The sequence below is a fragment of the Longimicrobium sp. genome (assembly GCF_036554565.1).
Taxonomy (GTDB): domain Bacteria; phylum Gemmatimonadota; class Gemmatimonadetes; order Longimicrobiales; family Longimicrobiaceae; genus Longimicrobium.
In genome coordinates this window covers 1-3,800 of record NZ_DATBNB010000568.1, presented here as the reverse complement: position 1 = coordinate 3,800, position 3,800 = coordinate 1, and the positions used below count along the sequence as shown (strand labels likewise).

Annotated in this window: 4 protein-coding genes; 3 read left to right on the top strand and 1 reads right to left on the bottom strand. The window is 70.9% G+C overall.

Annotated features, from left to right (window positions below; all coding sequences use genetic code 11):
* From VIB55_RS15575 to VIB55_RS15565, 3 genes are all read left to right on the top strand, one after another.
* Positions 1 to 421 (top strand): trypsin-like serine peptidase (locus tag VIB55_RS15575; protein ID WP_414681740.1); only part of this gene is annotated, 421 nt, incomplete at its 5' end.
* The gene (locus VIB55_RS15570; protein WP_331877580.1) at positions 409 to 786 is read left to right on the top strand and encodes a carboxypeptidase-like regulatory domain-containing protein; all 378 of its coding nucleotides are present in this window, start codon (positions 409 to 411) and stop codon (positions 784 to 786) included. The genes VIB55_RS15575 and VIB55_RS15570, both read left to right, overlap by 13 nt.
* Positions 783 to 2,993 (top strand): hypothetical protein, encoded by a 2,211-nt coding sequence (locus tag VIB55_RS15565; protein WP_331877579.1) that lies wholly within the window; start codon positions 783 to 785, stop codon positions 2,991 to 2,993. The genes VIB55_RS15570 and VIB55_RS15565 overlap by 4 nt, the downstream gene beginning before the upstream one ends.
* An 87-nt stretch (positions 2,994 to 3,080) precedes the next feature.
* Here the strand turns inward: VIB55_RS15565 and VIB55_RS15560 are convergent.
* The coding region (locus VIB55_RS15560) for an ATP-binding cassette domain-containing protein (protein ID WP_331877578.1) at positions 3,081 to 3,800 on the bottom strand (720 nt) is incomplete at its 5' end.

Sequence of the window (3,800 nt, the reverse complement as noted above, 5' to 3'; positions counted from 1 at the left end):
CTCGGTGGCGGGTTGGGTGAAGAACGGCGACCCCGGATCGGACTACGCCGCCATCGTGCTTCCCGAAGACTCCGCGGTGACGGGCGAAAAGGTGGGGATGTTCGGCATCGGGGCGTATTCCGATGCCAAGCTGCGCCCGCTGAACCTGAACGTGGCGGGATACCCGGGCGACAAGAACGGCAACGAGCGGCAGACGCTGTGGTTCGACGTCAAGAACCCGGCGCGGCTCTCGCCGCGGCAGGTGTTCTACAACGTCGACACGTACGGCGGCCAGAGCGGCGCGCCCGTCTACGTGGTCGACGGCGACAAGCGGATCGCGGTGGCCATCCACGCGTACGGCACGTCCGGCACCATCACCAGCAACTCCGGCACGCGCATCAACGCCGACGTGTTCAAGCGCATCCAGTCGTGGAAGACGTGAGCGGGCCGGGCGGCGTGGTCCGGGGCCAGGTGCTGGGCCCGGACGGCGCTCCCGTGGGGGACGCGCGCGTGGTGATCACGGGCGCGCCCGTCCCCGTTCCCGACATCGCCGCCGTCACCGACGGCGAAGGGCGGTTCTCGATCGCGGTTCCCGCCGCGGGGCGGTACACCGTGGAGGCGCGCGCCGACGCCGTGCCCAACGGCACGGCGGCCGGTTCTGTCGAGGTGTCCGCTTCGCCCGCGCCGGAGTCCGCCGCCGCGTTCGACGCCGACGCCGACGTGGGCAGCGACGAGCCCGCCCCCCTTCCCTCCTCCACGCCCGCCGCCTCGGCAAGCGTGGTCCTCACCTTTCGGCATCCCACATGAACAACAGAAACGTTCCCGCCGGGGGAAACCTGCTGGCCATCGCCATCGCCGCGGTGGCGCTGGCCGTCGCCGCGCTCGGTGCAGACGACCTTCCCTGGGCCGGCCAGGAGCAGCGCCCGGCCGCCTCCCAGGCCGCGTCGTCCGGTTCGGACGACGGCGCTGAGGAAGAGGGCGGCGAGGGGCAGGACGGGGAGGGCGAAGGCGCTAGTGGGGGTGAAGGTGAGGATGAGGGCGAAGGTGAGGGGGAAGCCGAAGGTGCAGGCGGCGAGGGGGAAGGAGACGAAGGCGAGGGCGACGCGGCGGACGAAGGCGCCGCGGAGGGTGAAGAGACCGAGGCGGATTCCACACCGTCCGGAATCCGCATCACCCCCGCCGCCGATGCTCTGCACGCGTATCCCGGCAATCCCGCCACGCGCATCACGGCCAGGGGGACGCGTGGAAACCCGCAGCTGCACGGAGCATTCTGGCTGCCGACGCACGCCCCGGCCACCGCAGCCGCACCCACGGAGTCCGCCGGAGCCGCCGCGGCCGCGGGAGCCGCCGATCCGGCTCCCCCGGCGGCGCCTGCGGTTGCACGCTCCGCGGCACCCATGCAGCTGCGCCTGCACGGCCTGACACTGGTCGACACGGTGCATGGACGCCAGCTGTCCGCCGCGGCGTGGGACAGCCTGCCGACCATCACGGTCCCCCGCGACGGCACTCCCGCGCCGTGGACCATCCAGCTTCGGGACGTTCGCGCGGGCCGCTACGATGGCTACGTCCTGGCGCGGCCGGACAGCGCCAGGTACTCGGCGGTTCTGATCCCCGTCAGCCTCGCGGTGAAGCACGGCCCGTGGTGGGCGATGCTCATCCTGTTCGTGGGCCTGTCTGCCGTCTACCTCCTTCGCCGGTACCGCGACCGTGACCTGGACCGCGACCACGCCTGGATGCGGCTGGGCCGGGCCCAAGCTACGATCGTGGAGGACCCGGAGCTCGCGAACGCCAACGGCGTGGCGCGCCCGTTCCGGCAGGAATTCTCGTCGCACCTGACCCTTGCCGCCACGGCACTACAGCCCCGCGGAAGCACCGGCGTCGCGGAAGCGCAGGATGCGATGGACAAGGCCGACAACCTGTGGCTGGCGTGGAACGACGGACGCGAGAACTGGATCGCGGGACTCACCGCAGACCAGCAGACGATCGCCCAGCTCACGCCGTACGCCCCCGATCCCGGGTCCGACGTCCCCGCCACGCGGCACCCCGACACCCTCCTGGGCGAAGCGAAAAAAGCGTACAATGACGCTCCCACCCGGGCCCTCTCCGGGGAAGCGCCGCTGACTTCGCGGGCCTACCGGAAAGAATCCGAGGTGCGGAAGGCCGCGGCGGTGCTGTACACCAGCTTCACGGCAGTGCTGGACAAGGAGATCGCCGCCGCGACGGCCGCAACGCCGCCCAAGCCGGAACTGGTCGCCGCCCTCAAGGCCGTCCGCGCCGAGTGGAACGGGTTGGCGCCCGCGGACGCCGCCGCGAAGGTAGGAGAGCTTCGGGATCGCGTCGCACAGGAGACAGGGGGGGCGGTCACGGACGATACCGGCGGTGGTGCCGAACCCGAGAGGCTTCAGCTGGACAACGGCTACGTGGAAACGGATTGGGGCGAGCTGATTCCCCGGCGGTTCCAGCGTACCGTGGGGGCGGCGCACAGCCGCTGGTTCACCTACGCTACGGTGGTCACGCTCATGGTGGCTGTCGTGCTCGCGCTGATCGGCCTGAAGGAGACCTGGGGCGACAACCCCACCTTCGGCGCGGACCTGCTGACCGACTACCTGGCCGTGGTGACCTGGGCGCTGGGGATCAACGTCGCCAGTGTGTTGGTGGGGGCTGCGTTCTTCAGCGAATGGAGGCTGCCCTGGCTCACCAGCCCAGACGACGGCGCCGCGGCCGACACGAGCGGAACCACGGCCACGAGCGGAAACACGAACGCCGCTGGTAACGGCGGCTCGGGCGGAAACAGCGGCGGCAACGCTGGCGGGGGCAACGGGGGAGGAGGCAACGCTGGCGGAGGTGACGCTGGGGGCGGTGACGCCGGCGGAGGTGACGCGGGAGGAGGCGATGGGGGCGCGGATGCGGACGAGGGCAACGCCGAACGCGGCCAGCTCCGATGGGATTCTGCTCCCGCGGGCCCGGCACGCCGGACGCTACCCCGGAACCGTAGGCGGCTGCGTCGGCTGTAGCCCCCGATCGCAGAAAAGCAACGGACCCGGCCGGGAGCAATCCCGGCCGGGTCCGTTCGTCGGCCGCGGATCCTGGAAGGACGGCCCTCAGGCCTCCACCAGCTCGCGCCGGCCCGCCTTGCCGCCCTTCTTGTCCTCGCGCCTGGCCTTGAGGACGACCGTGTCGGCGTCCAGGTGGTCGTCGCCGCAGGCGTGCACGTATTCCTGGTAGGTGCCCAGGTAATCGCGGATGCCCTTGGGGCTGATCTCCACCACCCGCGTGGCCAGCTGGCTGACGAACCAGCGGTCGTGCGACACCAGGATCAGCGTGCCCTCGTACCCCTGCAGGGCCGCCACCAGCGCCTCGATGGACTCCAGGTCCAGGTGGTTCGTGGGCTCGTCGAGCACCAGCACGTTGGGCTGCTCCAGCGCCAGCCGGCTGAACACCAGCCGCGCCGCCTCGCCGCCGGAAAGCGCGGAAAGGCGCTTTTCGCCGTCGTCGCCCGAGAACAGCATCATCCCCAGGTGGCCGCGCACGAAGCCGCGGTCCTTGCCGGGGCAGTAGTTCCACAGCCACTGCTCGGCCGTCTGCTCGTCGCCGTCCAGCTGCTCGTGGTGGTCCTGCGCAAAGTAGCCGCGGTGCGCCTCGTACCCCCACTCCACCTGGCCCTCGTCGGGAGGCAGGTCGCCCATCACGATCTTGAGCAGGGTAGACTTGCCGATGCCGTTGGGCCCCATGATCACCAGGCGGTCGCCCTTGTTCACCAGCAGGTTCACGCCGGGGAGCACCTCCTTGTCGCCGAACGCCTTCTTGATCCCCGAGATCTT